The organism is Streptomyces sp. NPDC041135 (assembly GCF_055592085.1).
The window spans coordinates 247,629-262,255 of the sequence record NZ_JBVIYZ010000008.1; the positions used below are offsets into that span (position 1 = coordinate 247,629).

At 69.7% G+C, this 14,627-nt stretch carries 12 protein-coding genes and 3 tRNA genes; 7 read left to right on the forward strand and 8 right to left on the reverse strand.

What is annotated here, in order from left to right:
- Nucleotides 1-335 precede the first annotated feature (335 nt).
- Nucleotides 336-575, forward strand: coding sequence for a hypothetical protein (locus tag ACZ6CZ_RS20975; protein WP_469023166.1), 240 nt, complete (start codon nt 336-338; stop codon nt 573-575).
- Between the two features lie 546 nt (nt 576-1,121).
- Here ACZ6CZ_RS20975 and ACZ6CZ_RS20980 read toward each other — a convergent pair.
- The 3 genes from ACZ6CZ_RS20980 to ACZ6CZ_RS20990 all read right to left on the reverse strand — a co-directional run bounded on the left by ACZ6CZ_RS20980 (nt 1,122) and on the right by ACZ6CZ_RS20990 (nt 4,672).
- Nucleotides 1,122-2,180: an HTTM domain-containing protein gene (locus tag ACZ6CZ_RS20980; RefSeq protein WP_469023407.1), complete on the reverse strand. Its 1,059-nt coding sequence runs from the start codon at nt 2,178-2,180 to the stop codon at nt 1,122-1,124.
- A gap of 79 nt (nt 2,181-2,259) precedes the next feature.
- Nucleotides 2,260-3,027, reverse strand: a complete 768-nt coding sequence (locus ACZ6CZ_RS20985; protein ID WP_469023169.1) for a DUF5819 family protein — start codon at nt 3,025-3,027, stop codon at nt 2,260-2,262.
- Between the two features lie 199 nt (nt 3,028-3,226).
- Complete coding sequence (locus ACZ6CZ_RS20990; protein ID WP_469023171.1) at nt 3,227-4,672, reverse strand: ice-binding family protein; 1,446 nt, start codon at nt 4,670-4,672, stop codon at nt 3,227-3,229.
- Between the two features lie 774 nt (nt 4,673-5,446).
- Between ACZ6CZ_RS20990 and ACZ6CZ_RS20995 the strand changes: the two genes are divergently transcribed.
- Nucleotides 5,447-5,686 (forward strand): hypothetical protein, encoded by a 240-nt coding sequence (locus tag ACZ6CZ_RS20995; protein ID WP_469023173.1) that lies wholly within the window; start codon nt 5,447-5,449, stop codon nt 5,684-5,686.
- Nucleotides 5,687-6,144: 458 nt separating this feature from the next.
- Here ACZ6CZ_RS20995 and ACZ6CZ_RS21000 read toward each other — a convergent pair whose 3' ends face one another.
- Complete coding sequence (locus ACZ6CZ_RS21000) at nt 6,145-6,429, reverse strand: hypothetical protein (protein ID WP_469023175.1); 285 nt, start codon at nt 6,427-6,429, stop codon at nt 6,145-6,147.
- A gap of 378 nt (nt 6,430-6,807) precedes the next feature.
- Here ACZ6CZ_RS21000 and ACZ6CZ_RS21005 point away from each other — a divergent pair, with 378 nt between their 5' ends.
- The gene (locus ACZ6CZ_RS21005) at nt 6,808-7,170 is read left to right on the forward strand and encodes a hypothetical protein (RefSeq protein WP_469023178.1); all 363 of its coding nucleotides are present in this window, start codon (nt 6,808-6,810) and stop codon (nt 7,168-7,170) included.
- A 292-nt stretch (nt 7,171-7,462) separates the two neighbouring features.
- Here the strand turns inward: ACZ6CZ_RS21005 and ACZ6CZ_RS21010 are convergent.
- The 4 genes from ACZ6CZ_RS21010 to ACZ6CZ_RS21025 all read right to left on the reverse strand — a co-directional run bounded on the left by ACZ6CZ_RS21010 (nt 7,463) and on the right by ACZ6CZ_RS21025 (nt 9,373).
- Nucleotides 7,463-7,536: transfer RNA gene (locus tag ACZ6CZ_RS21010), tRNA-Phe, on the reverse strand.
- Nucleotides 7,537-7,560: 24 nt separating this feature from the next.
- Nucleotides 7,561-7,635: transfer RNA gene (locus ACZ6CZ_RS21015), tRNA-Asp, on the reverse strand.
- Between the two features lie 37 nt (nt 7,636-7,672).
- Nucleotides 7,673-7,745 (reverse strand) — tRNA-Glu (locus ACZ6CZ_RS21020).
- A gap of 80 nt (nt 7,746-7,825) precedes the next feature.
- On the reverse strand, nt 7,826-9,373 hold the full coding sequence (locus ACZ6CZ_RS21025) for a metallophosphoesterase (RefSeq protein ID WP_469023181.1): 1,548 nt from the start codon (nt 9,371-9,373) through the stop codon (nt 7,826-7,828).
- A 146-nt stretch (nt 9,374-9,519) separates the two neighbouring features.
- Here ACZ6CZ_RS21025 and ACZ6CZ_RS21030 point away from each other — a divergent pair, with 146 nt between their 5' ends.
- The 4 genes from ACZ6CZ_RS21030 to ACZ6CZ_RS21045 all read left to right on the forward strand — a co-directional run bounded on the left by ACZ6CZ_RS21030 (nt 9,520) and on the right by ACZ6CZ_RS21045 (nt 14,613).
- A complete protein-coding gene (locus ACZ6CZ_RS21030) occupies nt 9,520-9,870 on the forward strand; it encodes a metallopeptidase family protein (RefSeq protein ID WP_469023185.1) in 351 nt (116 codons plus the stop codon).
- Nucleotides 9,871-9,955: 85 nt separating this feature from the next.
- A complete protein-coding gene (locus tag ACZ6CZ_RS21035) occupies nt 9,956-10,465 on the forward strand; it encodes a hypothetical protein (protein WP_469023188.1) in 510 nt (169 codons plus the stop codon).
- A 235-nt stretch (nt 10,466-10,700) separates the two neighbouring features.
- Nucleotides 10,701-12,884, forward strand: a complete 2,184-nt coding sequence (locus ACZ6CZ_RS21040; RefSeq protein WP_469023191.1) for a DEAD/DEAH box helicase — start codon at nt 10,701-10,703, stop codon at nt 12,882-12,884.
- Between the two features lie 187 nt (nt 12,885-13,071).
- Nucleotides 13,072-14,613, forward strand: coding sequence for an amino acid permease (locus tag ACZ6CZ_RS21045; protein WP_469023193.1), 1,542 nt, complete (start codon nt 13,072-13,074; stop codon nt 14,611-14,613).
- The last annotated feature ends 14 nt before the right edge of the window (nt 14,614-14,627 follow it).

The window sequence follows — 14,627 nt, forward strand, 5'->3', positions numbered from 1 at the left end:
TTCTGGGGTGGCTGGGGCCGGGGTCGAACCGGCGACCTTCCGCTTTTCAGGCCGTGTCCTGGTGGGATGGCGCCTGCTCCCAGGCGGAGTGAGTGGCAGCCGGCGGCCGTGGTTGTGCGCCGCTGTTGGCGTACGGGTTGGCGTACGCCCGCGCGTCCACCACGGTTTTCAAGACCGGCCTCTGAGGCGCTCCCGCGGCCCTCTGACCCGGCCTTTCGCCGCTAGTGCGATTCGCACGCCTGCGTGCGTCTATTACGCGGCGCTGCGCCCGGAAGAGGTGTCGATGCTCAGTCGCCGACCAATGCGACCTCCCCGCAGAAGGCTGGGGCCGGCTCATGCCCGCCGGCGCACGGCCGCAGGTGGGTTCGGCCTGGACCGACGACGGCAAGCCGTACGAGAAACGACAGCCGAAACACCGGGCCCACCGCGCGGTCCGCCCGGAGCCCATCCCGCCCGTACTGGTCGCCGTCCTCCAGCGCTACTACGCCAAGGTCCTGGATGGCGAGGAGACCAGGGTGAACGCCCTCATCGAGCAGGGTCTCGCGGAGCAGGACGGCACGACCGGAGAGCCATGATTCCTGGCCGCAGGTTGGCCGCACGCCCTGGTCAGAGCTGGGATACCGGCGAACCGGGGTGAGACAAGGTGCACGCAGAAGGGATGCCCCGAATGCTGGGGCACCCCTTCTGACCTGCAACGCTTGTCACCTGCGCGGAGGCGGTGAGATTCGAACGCACGGTGACACCGCTGCCACGACGGTCCCTTGGGCCGCTCGGGCAACCCACCTGTGCCCCGGCCCACCTGGCCGGGAGCCGGTCTCGCGCGGCGTCCGTGGTCCACACGGTCCACTGGCTTCGTTTCCCTTCGTCCGATCGATCAGACACACGGGGTCGCCCCCCGGCACCCAGAGCAGCGCTGTAAGCCCATCTCGTCAAACTGACGTGAAAAAAAGCTCTACCTGTGTCGTCGCTCCGTCAGCCTGAGTTCCTGGAGACCGATCGCGAGAGGGGCCGCAGGCACAAAGCACCCGTCGTCGGTTCCAACTATCCCGGCAGCTCTGCCCAACTCCGGTACCTTCGACGAACTCGCCGTCCGCCTGGCCGCCACCCTAGAACGGGGCCCCTCACCGGCGCGAAAATGTGTGCTGCGGCGGCACGAGTACCGGCTCTCCCGGGGGCGGGGTCTTCACATCCCGGGCGTCTGTCCGCCGGGCGACACCCCGCCACAGCTGTCCGAGGTACCGGTAGAAGCGGTCCGGGAGGAAGACGGCGTCCGCGACGATCATCGCGCCGGAGAAGAGCGGCAGGCCCAGGAACACCGCGATACCCACGTGCATAGTCAACAACACGACCAGAGCCGGGTACTTGAGCTTGCCGAACAGGACGAACGGGAAAGCCACCTGCACCAGCACGGTCAGGTAGCAGGTGATGGCGATCAGCAGGACGTGTCCGTCCGCCAAGGTGGAAAGCCCGGGCCAGGGCCGGAACAGGTCGAGGTTCAGGGCGTAGTGGAGGGCGGTGCCGTTGCCCCAGGAGGCGCCCTGCACCTTGTACAGGCCGGCGGATCCGTAGAGGAAGCAGACCTGGGCGGCGATGACGAGCATGCCGCAGTTGTGCAGCACGGTGATCACTGTCAGGCGCGCGTCGTGGAGGTGACGTCGCAGCTCGCCGGATGCCTGGCTCAGCAGAAGTCGCCCAGCCTTGCCGTCGGAGGCTGAAAGCCGGGCCCTGCGCGCGTCGAGGGACCAGCGCCGGCCGCATGCGGTGACGACGAGGTAGAGGGCCATGAGGAGGATGAGGTTGTCCCCTCCGTCCGTCATGAAGATCGCCTTGGCATGGAAAGACGCCACTACGACCGCGAAGAGCACGGATACCGCTCTGGTTCGCCAGCCGAGCATGAACAGTGCCGAGATGACGAGGGCTGCCGTGTAACAGACCTCGAAGTAGGCACGGCTGTCGGACACGGTGAGGATGCTGACCCAGCCGGTCTGGTCGAAGAGTTGCCTGGCCAGTGTCGGCGTCCACGGTGAACCGGGACCCCAGATCTCGTCGCGGTGGAGAAACTCGCGCAGCAGGAAGGTGAAGTAGAGGAACCCGTACCCGATGCGCAAGACCGCCGCGGCGTACAGGGAGATCGGCTGCTCCAGCAGAAGGGTGAGTAGCGTCGCGACGCGGGTCAGCATCTGCTGCGGCACGTGGGCGCCCGCTTGCCCGGTGCCGTGTCCGGATCGCGACGGCGTGGTCACCCGGGTCGATGTCGGCTCAGCGTGTTGCATGACGGGTCATCTTCCACCAGGGCAGGTAACGGGTGTCGGCGGGCTTCGGTGCGGCCGCGCCGGGACCGGAGCCACCGGCTGGGGATGGCGCGGTGATGAACACGGTGATCACCCGCAGCTGGATGGATGTGAATGTGCCGTGACGATGAGCGGCGACGCGATCCGCCGCGATGTTGCGCAGGTACTGCTGGATCATCAGAGCACGCTGTGAGTGCGGCCGGTCGTCGCCGCCGTGCGTCTCAAGGTAGGAGGTATAGGCCCGGCGCAGCATGTTCTGTGCTGTATGGCTCGGGTAGGCGTTGTGTTTCACCGCGGCTGTGTCGACGGCGGTCAGGTCGAACCAGTCGCTGACCTGGACGGTTCCGTCCGGGGCGGTGTGCACGGTCCTCGCCGAGATCTGCCGGTTGGCCGACTCCGGGTCCGGGGCGAAGAGTCGCCAGTTCTGCTCGAAAAAGGGGAAGATCCAGGCATTGACCTGCCGGCTGTACTGTCGGGAGATGGAATTCGGAGGTGCCACCTGCAGGAATACCAGGAGCACGTGCACCAGGGCCGTAGCCAGACATAGGACCACAGCGACGTGCACTCCGGCCTTGACGGCGACGGGCGGCCCCGAAGGCGCTTCGGCGGCAGGAGGTCTGCCGCCCTCGTTGTGTGTGGCTTTCCCAGCGGCGGTTCCGTTCAATTGGCCGGCATCCGCTGATGCGACGCCACCCCGCACGGTCCCGCCCGACTCGTGCGGCCCGACTTCTCTCACTTGATTCTCCTGAGGTTTCACCGACGGCGTGCGGCGGAAGCGATAACGATCCGCGCCGCACGCCGTCCGTCCTGCTCACGCACGTGGGCGGCTGCCCCGCACACACCCGCTGCCGGGGAGCGCACGCACGTGATCCGACTACGCCGTCGCGAACCCCAGAGGCATGTGGGATTCGCTCCCGGCCACGCTGACCATCGCGCTAGGCACGGTCACAGTCGTAGTCGTAGTCCGTGCCGGACTGGTCGTCATAGTCGGCGAAATTGTCATACTTACTGTGCTTGCCGGTCTTGCCGAACTCATCGGTCTTGCTGAACTTGCCGGTCTTGCCGAACTCATCGGTCTTGCCGAACTTGCCGGTCTTGCCGAACTCATCGGTCTTGCCGAACATGCCGGTCTTGCCGAACTCATCGGTCTTACTCTTGCCGTGCTTACCGAACTTGCCGTGCTTACCGAACTTGCCGTGCTTACCGGGCTTACCGGGCTTGCCGGGCTTGCCGGGCTTGCAGCCATGCCCGTTTCCGCCGGTGTCGCCACCGGTCGTGCCACCCGTGGTTCCGGCGGTCGTCGAACCTGTGGTCCCGGCCGTGGTCCCGGCCGTGGTTCCAGCCGTCGTCGAACCTGTGGTCCCGGCCGTGGTTCCAGCCGTCGTCGAACCTGTGGTCCCGGCCGTGGTTCCAGCCGTCGTCGAACCTGTGGTCCCGGCCGTGGTTCCAGCCGTCGTCGAACCTGTGGTCCCGGCCGTGGTTCCAGTCGTGGTCCCGGCCGTGGTCCCGGCCGTGGTTCCAGTCGTGGTCCCGGCCGTGGTTCCAGTCGTGGTTCCGGCCGTGGTTCCAGTCGTGGTTCCGGCCGTGGTTCCGGCCGTGGTTCCAGCCGTGGTCCCGGCCGTCGTTGCACCGGTAGTGCCAGCGGCGCACTGCGGCCGGGTGATCGTGTTGGTGTCCAGCGTCACAGCACCGTTACGGGCCAGCGCCCGCCCGTCGATGGTCGCGCCCGTCGTGGCAGAGATCGACGTCAGGGCCAGGATGTTACCCACGAAGGTGGAGTCCGTGCCGAGAGTGGCCGAACTGCCAACTTGCCAGAAGACATTGCACGGCGAGGCGCCGTTGATGAGGAGCACCCTGCTGCTGGACGCCGTCGTCAGACCCGAACCGATCTGGAACACCCAGACGGCGTTGGGGTCCCCCTGCGCGTCCAGGGTGAGGGTGCCGGTAAGCCCGAGAGTGGAGGAGGCGGTGTAGACGCCCGGGACCAGCGTCAGGCCGCCGGCGTCCGCAGGAAGGGCAGCGTCGGTGGCCTGTCCGGCGGCGTCGTTGTATGCGGCGACCAGGTCGGCCTGGGCCTGGGCAGCCACCGCGTCCGCAGAGTGCTGGGCCCCGTTCACCAGGCCGGGCGGGAACCCGCTGATGGCCGTCCCCGGACTCACTCCGAGATCCCCGGTGACCACCGTGGGACCGGTGTTGGTGACGGCCGAACCGGCCAGTACCGCAAAGCTGTCCGCCGTACCCAGTGGTACAGGTGTGGCGAGGGCGCTTGCCTGCGTCGGCGTCACCGCGACTACGACGGCGGCGATCGCTACGGCAACTGCCGCCGCGATCCAAACCGACAGCGTTCGCCGTAGCGATGCAACAGGGATATTCAGCGTCATTGAGGGGCCAACTCCTCTGAGGGGATGGTGACGTCCGGCGATTCTCAATTACTCAGAATCGCCGGGTTTCTGTCGCCGTCATATTACGCAGGAAACATGGGGCGGGTTACGATGCATCTGGGTGATTCATCGAACCTGGCGAGCAAATCGCGATATGCAAAAATGCTTAATGGTCCGAATGGCTTGAATGATCCACCCGGACGGGCAACGGGCTACATCACTGAAGAAGACTTCTTATCCAGCAGAGACAGACGGCAGGCATCGCCGGAACAGAGGCTCAGCCACTGGAGTTCATGCAACCCTCGCGTGACATCGCTGAAGGCAACCGCCCCACGGGCGCCCACAGGAGCGAAACACTTCGTTGTTCTTCTTCAGCGTTCGCCCACCGATATTGAAGGCAAGCGGAATTCGGTCGTACTCGTTTCTTCCCCGTGGCACGCATGCGTCCGAGAGTGGCAGATCGCCTGTACGGGTGACGGGAGTGCAAAAGCCCACGCAGGTTGAAGAGCTTCTCCGCAGCGATGTGCGAGGATGCTTCTGACTCCGGTCACCCTGCCGCTCGGTTCACGATCCGGGCCGGTGGCGCGGACTTTTGCGCCACCGTCGTTTCTTCGGTCTCGGCCACAGGTGCAGCCAGGAGACGGGCCGCCGCTTCGCGCATGGACGGCGGCCCGCCTCCTGGCTGCGCCTCGATCCGACCCGGCCCGATTGACAGAGGGCCGCGGGGCAGTCGCCGACCAATGCGACCTCCCCGCAGAAGGCTGGGGCCGGCTCATGCCCGCCGGCGCACGGCCGCAGGTGGGTTCGGCCTGGACCGACGACGGCAAGCCGTACGAGAAACGACAGCCGAAACACCGGGCCCACCGCGCGGTCCGCCCGGAGCCCATCCCGCCCGTACTGGTCGCCGTCCTCCAGCGCTACTACGCCAAGGTCCTGGATGGCGAGGAGACCAGGATGAACGCCCTCATCGAGCAGGGTCTCGCGGAGCAGGACGGCACGACCGGAGAGCCATGATTCCTGGCCGCAGGTTGGCCGCACGCCCTGGTCAGAGCTGGGATACCGGCGAACCGGGGTGAGACAAGGTGCACGCAGAAGGGATGCCCCGAATGCTGGGGCACCCCTTCTGACCTGCAACGCTTGTCACCTGCGCGGAGGCGGTGAGATTCGAACGCACGGTGACACCGCTGTCACGACGGTTTTCAAGACCGGCCTATGAAGCGTTCCCGCGGCCTTCTGCCCCGGCTTTTCGCCGCTAGGGCGATTCCCACGCCTGTGGGTTGGCCAGAGGTTGGCCGCGGCTGCTCGCTGGCGACCTCTTCGTCCCGAAGCAACTGGGTTCGAGGTGCTGTCTTGGGCTGCTGCGCCTCTCACCTGCGGTGATAGTGCGCTGACGTACGCGGGTGTTCGCGGTTGTGCGCCGTGGTTGTCACGCAGTCAGACACTCAGCCCAGCCTCGCACACGGAGCAGGCCTTCAAAGGCCCCGTAGCGCCTCGTACAGGTCGCTGTAGGCGGCCCAGCAGTCGATGCTGCCATCGTCGTACAGGCTGCCCATGTACCAGTCATCGTCATCGACAGGCTTCACGAGACACAGGCTGTGGAACCCGAGAACGATCTCCGGGCGTGACATCTCGTGGACCTCGCCGACGCTGACCCACTTCACTGGCCGATCGGGATCCAAGGCGGTAGCTTCTCGGTCCCCTGTGACATCGCGGATCTGCTGAAGAGTCCAGCCGCAGGGGAGCCGTATGTCTGCCATCCATGGATGATCCCACTCGCCAGGGGGGCGCCGACGGGCAAGGGCTTGCTCGCCGGCGCTCACTCGTGTGCCTCGTTGCACCCCCGCCAGCCTCAGCCACGCTGCCTGTTTCGATGGCCAGCGCCTGACGGCGGTGACCGGCCGAGCCCTCAGCTTGAGAAGCTTGGGTCTTCTGTCGGTAGTTGCTGCGTCGGCCTGCGCCGGAGCGCCCCTGGAGCCTGACTGGCTGGCGCCCTGGTCCCCGTCAATCCCCGTGGTTCCCTGCACGATCTGGCACGGTTGTGGCACGACCTCTTCGTCCGCTTCCAGGAGTACGGGGCGGTGCCTGGCCGGTGCGATGCGCAGGCTGAGCAGCGTTCACGCGGTGGGGGAGGGACAGTGAGGATCAAGGATCCGGAGTACCCGGCAGCGGTCGAAGCGGCCGCGGAGATCCTGCGGAAGCGGGCCCGGCAGGGACAGACCATCACGTACGGGGAGCTGAGCGCCGAGTTGGAGGCACAGGGCTTCGATTCCATCCCGCCTCACCGCGGAGTCATGACCTACCTGCTCAAGGATGTCTGCCTCCACCGCAACGAAGACGGACGAGCAGCGATGCTCTCGGCGATCGTGGTGAACAAGGCCAGCCGGGAGCCATCCGACCAGTTCTCCGCCCTTGCCCGAAGCCTGCCCTTCTCCCGGCCGGCCAACTGGAGCTGGCGGCACGAGCAACAGCAGGTGTTCGGTCAGTACCGCGAGGAATGACGTCGGTCCTCGACACCCGCTTCAGGAGTTCGATCCGAGTCCGTGTCGGCCGCTATCGTTGGCTGGTGCGAGGACCGGACAGGGTTGCTGGTGTACGCCCTCGTACCCCTCGGCCCCTGCGCGGATCTTCAGATCGACTACGACGGCAGGTCGGGCCTGGGGCGACCCGCTGGAGGGGCGCCACTCTGAGGCACCTGATCAAGCCGTTGGCGTAGCGGTTGGCGTAAGCGGCACGAAAGAGCCCCTCCCCGGATGCATCGGGGAGGGGCTCAAGCCCTGGTCAGGGCGGTTGTGGCTGGGGCCGGGGTCGAACCGGCGACCTTCCGCTTTTCAGGCGGACGCTCGTACCAACTGAGCTACCCAGCCACGAGGCTTCCGAGGAAACCTCAGCGGTCCTGACGGGATTTGAACCCGCGGCCTCCACCTTGACAGGGTGGCGAGCACTCCAAACTGCTCCACAGGACCAAGCTGTGCGTGCAACAGTGTCGCACACGGTAATGCGTGCCCCCAACGGGATTCGAACCCGTGCTACCGCCTTGAAAGGGCGGCGTCCTAGGCCGCTAGACGATGAGGGCTATCGGCCCGCCTGGGCGCCTCTCAGCGCGTCGGGGACGTGAGAAGCATATGGGATGGCGCGGGGTATCGCCAAAACGGTTTACGGCGCCGTCGGGGAGGCCGTGCCGGAGGGCGCCGTGGGGCTGGGCGTGGCACCGGGCAGGTTCTCCTCCGGCAGGTGGCGGCTGACCTCGGCGGTGGTCAGGCCCAGGCCGCCCAGCTTGATCGCGTCCCAGGCCTGGAGGCGGCGGCTGTCCCGGTCGAAGTACAGGATCGACGCCTCGATGGGTGCCGGGTAGCTGCGCTCCACGGCCCGCAGCCCGCTGCCGCCGGTCGAGCCCTCCATCCGCAGCCGGGTGCCGTACTTCAGCACCTGCGTGCCCTCGTGGTGCAGATGGCCGCAGAGCACCAGCGGCACCTCGCCGTCCGTCTCCCGCGCGGCGACCGGCTCGTGGGCGACCGCGACGTCCACCGGGGTCCCGGCCGCCCGCTGGTCGCGCAGCGCGCTCGCCAGGCGGTCGCCGGCCAGCCGCTCGGCGGCGTCGCCGCCGGTCGCCGACGAGCGGTCGGGGGTGAACTGCGGGTCGCCGATGCCGGCGAAGCGCAGCCCGGCGACGGTCACCGCCCGGCCGTCGTCCAGCACGCGCACGTTCCGCATCCGGGCGAGGTAGCGCTGGGTGGCCGCGGAGTCGTGGTTGCCGCGCACCCACACGTACGGCACGCCCAGGTCCGCCACCGGGTCCAGGAAGCCGTTCTCCGCGGCCGTGCCGTGGTCCATGGTGTCGCCGGAGTCCACGATCACGTCGACCTTGTACTGGGCCACCAGCGAGGTGACGATCTTCCAGCCGGCCGGGTTGAGGTGGATGTCGGAGACGTGCAGGACCCGGATGGTGGTCGGGTCGGGCTGGTAGGCGGGCAGCGTCGAGGTGACGTCGTACAGCTTCGTCACGTTGGTCACCAGACGGGCCAGCTCCTGCTGGTAGACGTCGAACTCGGTGACGATGCTGCGGGCGTTGCCGACGACCGAGGGCGCGGAGGACAGCAGGCCGGAGAACCGCGGCTCCAGGACGGACCTGGGGTTCCAGGTGGCGTAGGCGGTCGCGCCCGAGGCGGCGAGGAGGGCGAGGGCCAGGCCGCCGGCGGCGAGGGCGGGGCGCGGGCGGCGGTAGACGGCGAGGCCGAGCGCGGTCGCCCCGGAGACCACCGCGACGCAGGAGCGCAGCGCCAGGTCGCGCGTGCCGTGCTCGACGTCCCGGACGACCTCGTCCTGGAGCCCGGAGAGGCGTTCGGGGTGGTCGACGAGGGCCTGGGCGCGCAGCGGGTCGAGCTGGTCGACGTTCACGTCCAGGCGGACCGGCGCGACATGGCTGTCCAGGGACAGCGCGCCCAGCGGGGAGACGTTGATCTTCGTGCCGCCGGTCAGGGACGGGCGCAGGGCCATCGTCGTGTTCACCGGGCCGACCGGGGCCCGTACGGCGCCGACGATCAGCAGCCCCAGCCAGGCCCCGGCCAGCACGACCGCCGCGAGCCCGAGGGCGCGCAGCCACGGGTGCGGCCGGGCGGCGAGTTCCAGCCGGGGCAGCGGACGGGGGCGGCGGGCGCGGCGGAGGCGGAGACGGCGGGGGCGGTGCGGGGTGCGGTTCGGCATGCGGTCCGGGACTGGGACGGGGAGGCGGGCGGCCATTGGGCCCGTATGCCCGGATCGCGGTGCGGATATGCGGCACTCCGGGAGCGCCCGCCGGATGCGCGCGGTTTCCGCTCTCCCGCGGCCGCCTCGTGCCGGACAATGACCGTGTGCTGGAGATGACGCGCGAGGAGTTCGAGGAATTGGTCGCCGAGGCGCTGGACCGGATTCCGCCGGAGCTGACGCGGCTGATGGACAACGTCGCGGTGTTCGTCGAGGACGAACCGCCCGCCGACGACCCCGGACTGCTCGGCCTGTACGAGGGGACCCCGCTGACCGAGCGCGGCGAGTGGTACGCGGGCGTGCTCCCGGACCGGATCACCGTCTACCGGGGCCCGACGCTGCGCATGTGCGGCACGCGTGAGGACGTCGTCCAGGAGACCGAGGTCACCGTGGTGCACGAGATCGCCCATCACTTCGGCATCGACGACGCCCGACTGCACGCCCTCGGGTACGGGTGACCCGATTCGAACGCGGCGCGTGTCCTCTTGCGGGCGGCGGGAGTTGGGGAGGTTGACTCCCGTACTCGCCCCGGAGGTGGCCGCCGTGCGCCCCTTGAACGTACCCGTCCGACTGGCCACCGCGGTGCTCGTCGTCACCGCTGCCGCCGGCTGTGTGAGCGTGGGCGACGACGCGGGCCGGGCCCGGCCCGCCCACTCGGCGGGTCACCCGGACGGCGAGGCACCGGACGGCGGGCCGGCGGGATGGGGCGGCGGCGGGTACGGCGTGCAGGGCGCCGACGGCCGGCGCGGGCACGGGGGCAGGGCGAAGCGGGGCGCGTCCGCCTCGGCCTCCGCGACCGCGTCCGGGCGGGCCAGCGCGTCGGCGGCGCCCGCGAAGCCGGGCCGGACCGTGAAGCCGGGGGAGCCGGTCCCGACCAGGGCCGAGCCGGTGCCCACCCAGACGTCCGCCGCGCCCCCGCCGCCGGAGACCTCCGCGCCGCCGCCGCCCGTCACGGAGCCGCCCTCGGCGGAGCCGTCGTCGTCGGCCCACGAGGAGCCGGGGCCGCAGCTGGTCCAGCGGGAGCCGGCTCCCCGGGCGGGCGTACCGGTCTAGTCTCCCTGCCCGCCTGACCGTCTGACCTGGTGTTTCGGGGACGGGTTTGCCTTGAGGGGTGATGGGTGCGTATGGTGGTAGATCGTTTGATCCCATTTGCCCGGCGCCAACGCAGAAGCGCGCCGTGTGGCGCGTTCTCTCCTTTGCCGTGGCTGACCGCATAGAGGCGGTCGTGATGCGAAACACGGAGTTGACGGGCGCGTGCCGACGAGACTCCGGAAGGTTTCGCATTCGCATGTCCATTTCCAGTACTGATCACGTCGTCATGCCCGAGGCTGTCGAGCCCGAGGCCGAGACGGTCGACGAGACCAGCACCCCCGAGGTCACGTTCGCGGACCTCGGACTCCCCGAGGGTGTCGTGCGCAAGCTCGCGCAGAACGGCGTCACGGCCCCCTTCCCGATCCAGGCCGCGACCATCCCGGACGCGCTGGCCGGCAAGGACATCCTCGGCCGTGGCCGCACCGGCTCCGGCAAGACGCTGTCCTTCGGCCTGCCGCTGCTGACGCAGCTGTCCGGCGGCCGCACCGAGAAGCTGAAGCCCCGCGGCATCATCCTCACGCCGACGCGTGAGCTCGCGATGCAGGTCGCGGACGCCCTCCAGCCGTACGGCGACGTCCTCGGCCTCAAGATGAAGGTCGTCTGCGGCGGTACGTCGATGAGCAACCAGATCTACGCCCTGGAGCGCGGCGTCGACGTCCTCGTCGCCACCCCGGGCCGGCTGCGCGACCTCATCAACCGCGGCGCCTGCTCCCTGGAGAACGTCCAGGTCGCCGTCCTCGACGAGGCCGACCAGATGTCCGACCTGGGCTTCCTGCCCGAGGTCACCGAGCTGCTCGACCAGATCCCCGGCGGCGGCCAGCGCATGCTGTTCTCGGCCACCATGGAGAACGAGATCTCCACGCTGGTCAAGCGCTACCTAACCGACCCGGTCACGCACGAGGTCGACAGCGCCCAGGGCAACGTCACCACGATGTCCCACCACATCCTGATCGTGAAGCCCAAGGACAAGGCGCCGGTCACCGCCGCGATCGCCTCCCGCAAGGGCCGCACGATCATCTTCGTCCGCACCCAGCTGGGCGCCGACCGCATCGCCGAGCAGCTCTGCGACTCCGGCGTGAAGGCCGACGCGCTGCACGGCGGCATGACGCAGGGCGCGCGCACCCGGGTGCTGGAGGACTTCAAGAAGGGCTACGTCAACGCGCTCGTCGCGACCGACGTCGCCGCCCGCGGCATCCACGTCGACGGCATCGACCTGGTCCTGAACGTGGACCCGGCCGGCGACCACAAGGACTACCTGCACCGCGCCGGCCGCACGGCCCGCGCCGGCCGCACCGGTACGGTCGTCTCCCTGTCGCTGCCGCACCAGCGCCGCCAGATCTTCCGCCTGATGGAGGACGCGGGCGTCGACGCCGGGCGTCACATCATCCAGGGCGGCGCGGCCTTCGACCCGGAGGTCGCCGAGATCACCGGCGCCCGTTCGATGACCGAGGTCCAGGCCGAGTCCGCGGGCAACGCCGCCCAGCAGGCCGAGCGCGAGGCCGCCCAGCTCGCCAAGGAGCTGGAGCGCGCCCAGCGCCGCGCGACGGAGCTGCGCGAGGAGGCCGACCGGCTGGTCGCCCGCGTCGCCCGTGAGCGCGGCGAGGACCCGGTGGCCGCGGTGGCCGAGGCGCAGGCCGCGGTCGAGGAGCAGGCCGTGGCCGAGGCGGCCGTGGCGGAGCAGCCGGCGGCCCGTGACACCGAGCGCGACGAGCGCCCGGCGGCCACGGGATCGTACGAGCGCCGTGACGACCGCGGGGGCCGTCCGTTCGAGCGTCGTGACGACCGCGGGAGCCGTGGCTTCGACCGTCGCGACGACCGCGGTGGCCGTGGCTTCGAGCGCCGCGACGACCGCGGTGACCGTGGCGGCCGTCCGTTCGAGCGCCGTGACGACCGCGGGAGCGGGAGCCGTGGCTTCGAGCGCCGTGACGACCGTGGCGGGCGTTCCTTCGAGCGCCGTGACGACCGCGGTGACCGCGGGGGCCGTTCCTTCGAGCGTCGTGACGACCGCCGTGACGACCGTGGCGGGCGTTCCTTCGAGCGCCGCGACGACCGCGGTGACCGCGGGGGCCGTACGTTCGAGCGTCGTGACGAGCGCCGTGACGACCGTGGCGGCCGCAGCTTCGAGCGCCGCGACGACCGTGGCGGCAGCAGCTCCTCCTTCCGCCGGGACGAGCGTGGCGGCCACCGCGGCAGCGACCGTCCGTTCAACCGCGACCGCCGTGACGACCGCCCGGGCTTCCTGCCCCACACCCGGCGTCCCGCCAGCGGTGGCACCACCTCCGGTGGTCACGAGCGCCCCTACGGCCGTCGTGACGACCACCGCGGCACCGGCTCCTTCGGGCGCCGCGAGGACAAGCCGCGCTGGAAGCGCAACGGCTGACACCCGGCGCGCGACCGCCGGCGGCCGGTGACGACCGCTGACGGCTGACGCCACCGGCGCCGACCGGCGCCGACATGCGAAGGGCCCGTACGAGAACGCTCGTACGGGCCCTTCGCACGTCCGGTGCGGTGCTTTCCGGCCTCCGGGTGACGCATGTCACGGCTCCTGCCAGGGCATTGCTGGGGGCATGACAGAAGACGCGAACGCGGGTGCGCCGGGCCGTCCCGGCGGGCCGTCGGACGAGGAACGGCTCGCCCAGCTCGGCTACACGCAGGTCCTGGCCCGCCGGATGTCGGCGTTCTCCAACTACGCCGTCTCCTTCACCATCATCTCGGTCCTGTCCGGCTGCCTGACCCTGTACCTGTTCGGCATGATCACCGGCGGCCCCGCCGTGATCACCTGGGGCTGGGTCGCGGTGGGCCTGATGACCCTCTTCGTGGGCCTGTCGATGGCCGAGATCTGCTCGGCCTACCCCACCTCCGCAGGCCTCTACTTCTGGGCCCACCGCCTGGCCCCGCCGCGCTCGGCCGCCGCCTGGGCCTGGTTCACGGGCTGGTTCAACGTGCTCGGGCAGGTCGCCGTGACCGCCGGCATCGACTTCGGCGCCGCGTCCTTCCTGGGCGCGTACCTGAACCTCCAGTTCGGCTTCGAGGTGACGCCCGGCCGCACGATCCTGCTCTTCGCGGCGATCCTGGTGCTGCACGGCCTGCTGAACACCTTCGGCGTGCGGATCGTGGCCCTGCTCAACAGCGTGAGCGTGTGGTGGCACGTCCTCGGCGTGCTCGTCATCGTCGGCGCGCTGGCCTTCGTACCGGACCACCACCGGTCGGCGTCCTTCGTCTTCACCGAGTTCGTCAACCGCACCGGCTGGGGCAGCGGCTTCTACGTCGTCCTGCTCGGCCTGCTCATGGCCCAGTACACCTTCACCGGCTACGACGCCTCCGCCCACATGACGGAGGAGACCCACGACGCCTCGACGGCCGGGCCCCGGGGCATCGTCCGCGCCATCTGGACGTCCTGGATCGCGGGCTTCGTCCTGCTGCTCGGCTTCACCTTCGCCATCCAGTCCTACGACCGGGAACTCGCCTCCCCCACCGGGGCGCCCCCGGCCCAGATCCTCCTGGACGCGCTCGGCGCGACGGCGGGCAAACTGCTCCTGCTGGTCGTCATCGGCGCCCAGCTGTTCTGCGGCATGGCGTCGGTGACGGCGAACAGCCGCATGATCTACGCCTTCTCCCGCGACGGCGCCCTGCCCTTCTCCCGCGTGTGGCACACGGTCAGCCCGCGCACCCGGACACCGGTGGCGGCGGTGTGGCTGGCCGCGCTGGCCGCCCTGGCCCTGGGCCTGCCCTACCTGATCAACTACACGGCCTACGCCGCCGTCACCTCGATCGCCGTCATCGGGCTGTACGTCGCCTACGTCATCCCGACCCTGCTGCGTCTGCGCAAGGGCGACGCCTTCGAGCGGGGGCCCTGGCACCTGGGCCGCTGGTCGCGTCCGATCGGCGTCGTCTCGGTGGCCTGGGTGGTGGTGATCACGGTTCTCTTCATGCTCCCCCAGGTCTCCCCGGTCACCTGGAAGACCTTCAACTACGCCCCGGTGGCCGTCCTGGCCGTCCTGGGCTTCGCGGCGCTGTGGTGGGCGGTGTCGGCCCGGCACTGGTTCCTCAGGACCGGCCACCGGCGCGACCGCTCGGGCGCGGCCCCGCTGGAGCCGGCCGACACGTGAACCCGGGCGCCCCG

What these genes read in the sequence shown, in the direction of transcription:
- ACZ6CZ_RS20975 (WP_469023166.1), top strand. Translation starts at nt 336, where the DNA reads ATGCCCGCCGGCGCACGGCCGCAGGTGGGTTCGGCCTGGACCGACGAC.
- ACZ6CZ_RS20980 (WP_469023407.1), bottom strand. Translation starts at nt 2,180, where the DNA reads ATGCTGACCCGCGTCGCGACGCTACTCACCCTTCTGCTGGAGCAGCCG.
- ACZ6CZ_RS20990 (WP_469023171.1), bottom strand. Translation starts at nt 4,672, where the DNA reads ATGACGCTGAATATCCCTGTTGCATCGCTACGGCGAACGCTGTCGGTT.
- ACZ6CZ_RS20995 (WP_469023173.1), top strand. Translation starts at nt 5,447, where the DNA reads ATGCCCGCCGGCGCACGGCCGCAGGTGGGTTCGGCCTGGACCGACGAC.
- ACZ6CZ_RS21000 (WP_469023175.1), bottom strand. Translation starts at nt 6,429, where the DNA reads ATGGCAGACATACGGCTCCCCTGCGGCTGGACTCTTCAGCAGATCCGC.
- ACZ6CZ_RS21025 (WP_469023181.1), bottom strand. Translation starts at nt 9,373, where the DNA reads ATGCCGAACCGCACCCCGCACCGCCCCCGCCGTCTCCGCCTCCGCCGC.
- ACZ6CZ_RS21040 (WP_469023191.1), top strand. Translation starts at nt 10,701, where the DNA reads ATGTCCATTTCCAGTACTGATCACGTCGTCATGCCCGAGGCTGTCGAG.
- ACZ6CZ_RS21045 (WP_469023193.1), top strand. Translation starts at nt 13,072, where the DNA reads ATGACAGAAGACGCGAACGCGGGTGCGCCGGGCCGTCCCGGCGGGCCG.